Raw genomic sequence first — 6,000 nt, 5'->3', positions numbered from 1 at the left:
GCGGCGGTCGGTGTCGCGCGGCTCCCGCTCGAGCCCGGAGGCGTCGCCTTGCCTTTCATCTTCTGCGTCGTCCCAACGTCCGTCTAATGCATCATCGCCGTCATGGAGTGGCTCCACGGGTTCCACCGACTCCACCTTCACTGACTCCACCGTATGAGCGTCGCTGTAACTAACGCCCAATAGCGCCCGTCCGCGCCGCGCATCTGCATCATCGACAAGCATATCGCCTGCATCCGCATCCCGTACATCCGCACCGACGGGCAAAGTGAGTCCGCCGTCCGCTGCCGCAAAACGGTAACCGCGCGGTGGCCGCGCCGGATGGTACGTGTACCCGTGCCGCGTCTCCGGGTCAAACCAGCTGTACATGACTGGAATGACGACGAGTGTCAACAGCGTACTGCTGAGTAAACCGCCGATAACGACGACCGCTAGCGGTTGTTGTATTTCCGTGCCCTCGCCGAGTGCCAGTGCCGACGGCACTAACCCGAGAATCGTCGTTAACGTCGTCATCAAAATCGGCCGCAGCCGCGTCGCGCTCGCCGTGACAATCGCATCGTACGTCGTTTCGCCCCGCTTTTTCAAACGGTTGATGAAGTCGACCATGACGATCGCGTTGTTGACGACGATCCCGGCGAGGACGATGAGCCCGATCATCGCCGTTACACTGAGCGGTATTTGCATCGCAAACAAGCCAATCCCGATGCCGATCACCATGAGCGGCAAGGAGAAGAAGATGACAAACGGGTATTTAAACGATTCAAACTGTGCAGCGAGGACGAGGAAGACGAGTAATAGAGAGAGCACGAATGCAAGCGACAAATCGCTTTTCGCGTCCTCCAACACTTCCGATGCCCCGATAAACTGCACGCGTAAGCTGTCGGGTAGGTCGAGGTCGTCCAGTTTTTGTTTCACTGCCTGTTCGACCTCGCCGAGGCTCGTACCTTGGAACTGCACCTTATATTCGATCGCCCGTTTTAAATCGCGCCGGTTAATCGTCGTCGGACCGTCCGCAACCGCAACATCAGCGACTTTATCGAGCGTCGTATTGCCTTCACTACCTGTGAGCGGCAGTTTTTTCAGCTTGTCGGGAGACTCTGCAAACGACGCTTCATACCGTACGAGGACGCCCACTTCTTTGTTATCGTCATCGTTGACACGCGTGACGACGTCACCGCGAATCGCATCGGACACGGCAGAGACGACTTGCGCCGGAACGAGGCCGTTCTCCCGCGCTTTGTCGCGGTCGACTGCCACGCGCAGCTCCGGAGTCGTCGCCACTTCGGAGTTGGTCACTTCTTTCACGTGTTTAACTTTTTCCAGTGAGTCGGTAATACGTTTTTGTTGTTTGTTCAGCTTCTCTTCATCGCCGGAGACGAGAAACTGCAACGTATTCGGCGCACTCCCCATCTCAAAGGCGCTCTGTTCTTTAAAAGTGAGCGTCGCTTGTTTATCGATAGTCGCAACCTCGCGGCGCACGTCGTTCATAATGTCGTTTGTCGAACGGTCGCGCTGGTCGAGGTCGACGACTCTCACAAAAATTTGCGCCGTGTTACGCCCGCCTTGGCGTAACCCTTGGTTGCGTTTGTCACCGATACTCGCTTGAAAATCGGCTACGTCTTTTTCGTCCGCAAGTACTTTTTCGATTTTTTTCGTGACTTCTTCCGTTTTAGCGAGGCCGGTTCCTTCAGGCATTTCCACCTCAGCGACAAATATGCCCTCGTCCGTAGGTGGCAAAAACTCGGAGCCAACCGACCAAATACCGGCCAGACCAGCGACTAACAAGGCGAGAGAAACGGTAAGTACCGTTTTGCGGTGGTGCAGCGCCCATTCCACGAGTGCGCGATAGCCGCGGAAAAAGTTGCTCCGCTGCCGCGCCGCTTCCCGATTTTTGTTCGGCTTCTTCAGCAGTGCGCCAGCCATAACGGGAACGATCGTCAGCGACACGAGCAAGGAAGCGAACAAACTAAACGAGACAGTAAACGCAAACTCGCGAAAAATGTTGCCGACGATGCCGCTGACGAACACGATCGGCAAAAACACAGCGAGCGTCGTCAACGTGGAGGCGGTAATCGCCGCTGCCACTTCGCCAGCACCTTCTACTGCTGCTTGCTTCGGCGGTTTCCCCATATTTAAGTGACGGTACGTGTTCTCGATGACGACGATAGCGTTGTCGACGAGCATCCCGACCCCGAGCGCCAGCCCACCTAACGTCATAATATTCAAACTAAAGTCAGAGAAAAACATGAGCACGAACGTGACGATAACTGATAGCGGAATCGCCACGCCGATCATGAGCGGACTGCCGAACGAGCGCAAGAACAAAAATAACACGAGCATGGCGAGAATACCGCCGCTAATGAGCGCCGTCGACACGTTGCCGATCGACTCTTCAACGTATACCCCTTGGTCAAAAAGGGGCACGATTTCTATCTTTCCTTTATCGTTCAGTTGATCGATCTTATCGCGCACAGCGGCAGATACTTTCGCCGTGTTGGCACCGGACTGTTTGAAGACGTTGAGCCCGATACTCGGTTCCAAGTTCGTGCGCGTAATTGACTCCTTCTCTTCCTCCGCCATTTTCACTTTAGCGACATCGCCGAGCGTCACTTTTTTGCCACTCGTCGGGTCGGCAGTGACGGTCAACTTCTTCATCGTGTCGACGTCCGGAATTTCCCCGATGACGCGCGTCGTTAAATCGTTCTCCCCGTCGTGTACAATGCCGCCCGGCTGAGACAATTGATGCGACTGTAACAGTTCTCGAATATTCTGCTGCGATAACCCGTACTTCTTCATTTCGTCCGCTTTCAGCGTGACGTGAATTTGTTTGTCGAGTAAACCACTCTCGTTAACGCTCGCCACCCCAGACAGGTTCGTCAACTGCTGTACGATGTCGTCGATCTCTTCGCGCAGCTTGTCTGCATCCCCTTTATTGACGACTGACAGTTGAATGATCGGTAGCGAGGAAGGGTCAAACTTAATAAACGTCGGCGTCGGCACATCGTCCGGTAAATTCGCTTGGTTAATGCGCGACAAAATGTCGTTTTGCTTCGTTTCGACATCTTCTGCCCAGTCAAATTCGAGCAGCAGGAGTACGTTACCTTCCCGCGTCTGTGTCTGCAGCGTATTTAATCCGGATAGCGTACTTAAGCTTTTTTCTAACGGCTTCGTTACCTTTTCCAACACTTCTTCCGGGCCGGCTCCGCTGTAGTTAGCGACGACCGCTCCGACCGGAGGATTAATATCCGGGATTAAGTCAAGTTCTAGTTTTGTAAGGGAGACACCCCCTAGCGCCAGTACGACGAGGACTGCGACAATCGTCAATACAGGCCGTTTCATCGACGCCTTCGACAACCACATCCAAATTCCTCCACTTCTATCGTATGATATGTCGTATAAAAAGCTGTGACTTACGGCGGCATCTTTGCCGACCTACAGCCGTTCTGCCTGCACCTGTCTTAACGACATGTCTTCCGTCCGCAGCTGCTCCAACCCGCTAATGAGCAAGTTAGCGGCGAACCGGGCCCGTTCCTCCACCATCGAATCAGTAAGCCCGTCGTCAAGCCAGCACAAGTCGTACACCATGCCATCACTCATGCCGCAAAAGCTTAAAAAACATAAATATGCGTCCCGTTCGTTTAAAAAAGGGTACTCCTCCACGAGACAGCGAACAAATAAGGCGCGTTCCCGCTCGACAGAGTTCCGCCACTTTTCCTGTAACGCGTCAATCGCCAACACTTCGTTCATGTGTGCTTTCACAAAATTGTGGCGGTCGCGAATAAAGAGCAAGTGGTGTTTGAGCAAGGCTGCCAGTTTTTCTCCGAACGGCCGCTCACTGCGCGCGATTTGTTCGTGTACTGCTAAATAGTCATCCAATATTTTTGTCAGCATCGCTTGAAACATAACTTCTTTGTTTCTAAAGTATAAATAGAGCGTGCCTTTGGCAACCCCAGCAGCCTTAGCGATATCGTCCATCCGCGCGGTATGGTAACCCTTATCACCAAATACGCGGTAAGCGGCATCGAGAATATGCTCGCCTTTTGACACTATCTCCACATCCTTTTTTTGCTCATATAGCCATCATGAACGAACGGCCACTGACTTTCAAGTCATTTTTATGCCGTTCACGCCTTTGCCACAAATTAAACATAAAAAAAACGAGAAGAGTCCCTTCTCGTTTGGCGTGCACAAAGTGCGCAATTGATGATCGCCATCGCTGGTCACTACCATTTGGGCCATGATCTAGGAAAAACCGGCAATGACGATCGGCTCACTTAATTAACGTGCATTTTTCTCTAACACGTTTAGTAATTGTTGTTCACTCATGCCACGTTTAAAGACGTAATCTCCGTTGTCTAGCCGTTGATCGATTTCGGCCTTTTGTAATACTTTACTGAATGCAAACCAGTCTTTGACTAATCCTTCTTCTTCCAAAAATTTACAGAGGTCTTCAGACGTCATTCCCGCCGCTAGCGTAAAGACTACTTTTTCGTCGGCTTTTTTATCTTTTTTATCTTTCTTGTCTTTTTTGCCGGTGTCTTTGCGACTACCTTTCTTTTCGTCCTTATCGTCGCTAGACGTTTCACCTTCCAAAACCTTCATAATTTCACGTTCGCTCATACCGGTCATGAATTCGTATTTCCCAATGTCAATCGATTCGGCGATGCCTTCCTTCTCGATCTTTTTACCGAACGCATAGCGATCTTTTATTAAGCCTTTCTTTTTCAAGAAGGCGGTAATGTCTTCGGTCGTCATGCCGCTTTTCATCTCAAAGACGAGTTTTTTGCCTTTTTCTTTAGCAAGGTTCTCTTTCTTTGCGTCTTTCTTTCCGTCCTTGTCACTCTTCTTGTCCTTCTTGTCTTTCGTTTCTTTCACATTGTTTTTCTTGTCATCTTTGGCCACTGGCTTACCGTCCTTTTGGCCAGAAAGCTCCTCTTGTGCCTCTGCAAAGCCCTTTTCCTCTGCTGTTTTTACAAGATCATTTTTTTGTTGCTGTGTGAGAACGACATAACCGTCCTCTTCGACGCGTTTAATCGCCTCATCGGTCGACATCGCACCGCTACCGAAGCTACTGCCGACCCAAGCACCACCGCCTGCTAATAAAATCGCGGCCACAGAGCCTGCTGCAATCATTGGGCCGAGGCGCGGTTTCTTGTTGTCGCTCGCCGCAGCCACTTCAGCGGCTGCCGCAGTGATTTCGTCCTGCGGAGACACGGTACTTTCCCCCTCCGAGGAAGCGGTCTCCTCCCCTGACGAGTCGTCCTGCCCCGCTGTCTTCTCATCGCTGTCAGTCGCCCCTGCTCCTGAGATCGCCGCGATTGTTTGCGTTTGTTTAATCGAAGGGGTCCCCACCGTCTCCCAGTGCTCTCGCATGTGGACGAGCTGGATGACACACTCGTAACCGATATGTTTAAACGATACGTTCAACAACGTACGACCATCTTTTAGCGTACGAATCTCCGTTACTTTTCCCCGATGGATTGAGCGGATGAGTTGAGCACTCGCTTCCTGCGGCGAAGTTGGCAACTTGTCGATGTGCTGTTGGAAGATGAGAATATCTTCTTCGCTTAGCGCAGTGACGGGCACTTCGGGAAAACCTAGCTCCTTAAGGACTTTGCGGATCCTTTTGCCCGTTAGCTTATTGAATAACCGTTCATTTAAATGCTCGATCTTCATGTCAATCCCTCTCTTTTTTTCTTAAAGCAAATTCGTAAAACGCCTGTCCCTTAGAACAGTGAGACGACGTTCACTGCAGTGGCTGCACTAGCTGCAACGTTGTTGAGCACGACAACGTTGCAGCGCAACATTGGCGACAACAGTCGCGAGACAACACAGTACCTTAGTCGCCAATGAACAGAGCTACGAACAGCGTAAGCAAAACAATATGTAAAAACGACTCTTTCGATCGAAATGTATCATTTTTCATGTTCTTCAATATGAAATAACATGTACTAGCTATACAAACCCATCTCCCATTCTATCGAAATACGTGGGTGCTTACAA

At 51.2% G+C, this 6,000-nt stretch carries 3 protein-coding genes; all 3 read right to left on the bottom strand.

Features of this window, described 5'->3' with window-relative positions:
• A partial coding sequence (locus tag BN1247_RS00725; protein WP_074011019.1) for an efflux RND transporter permease subunit occupies positions 1 to 3,357 on the bottom strand: 3,357 nt, incomplete at its 3' end.
• Between the two features lie 72 nt (positions 3,358 to 3,429).
• Positions 3,430 to 4,044 carry a TetR/AcrR family transcriptional regulator gene (locus BN1247_RS00720; protein WP_054948646.1) on the bottom strand — a complete coding sequence of 205 codons (615 nt, stop codon included), beginning with the start codon at positions 4,042 to 4,044 and terminating at the stop codon, positions 3,430 to 3,432.
• Between the two features lie 231 nt (positions 4,045 to 4,275).
• A complete protein-coding gene (locus tag BN1247_RS00715) occupies positions 4,276 to 5,673 on the bottom strand; it encodes an MltG/YceG/YrrL family protein (protein WP_054948645.1) in 1,398 nt (465 codons plus the stop codon).
• Positions 5,674 to 6,000: the final 327 nt, after the last annotated feature.

The sequence above is a fragment of the Numidum massiliense genome, assembly GCF_001375555.1.
Taxonomy (GTDB): Bacteria; Bacillota; Bacilli; order Thermoactinomycetales; family Novibacillaceae; genus Numidum; species Numidum massiliense.
The sequence above is the reverse complement of the archived record's forward strand: the minus strand, read 5'-3'. Positions and strand labels throughout refer to the sequence as shown.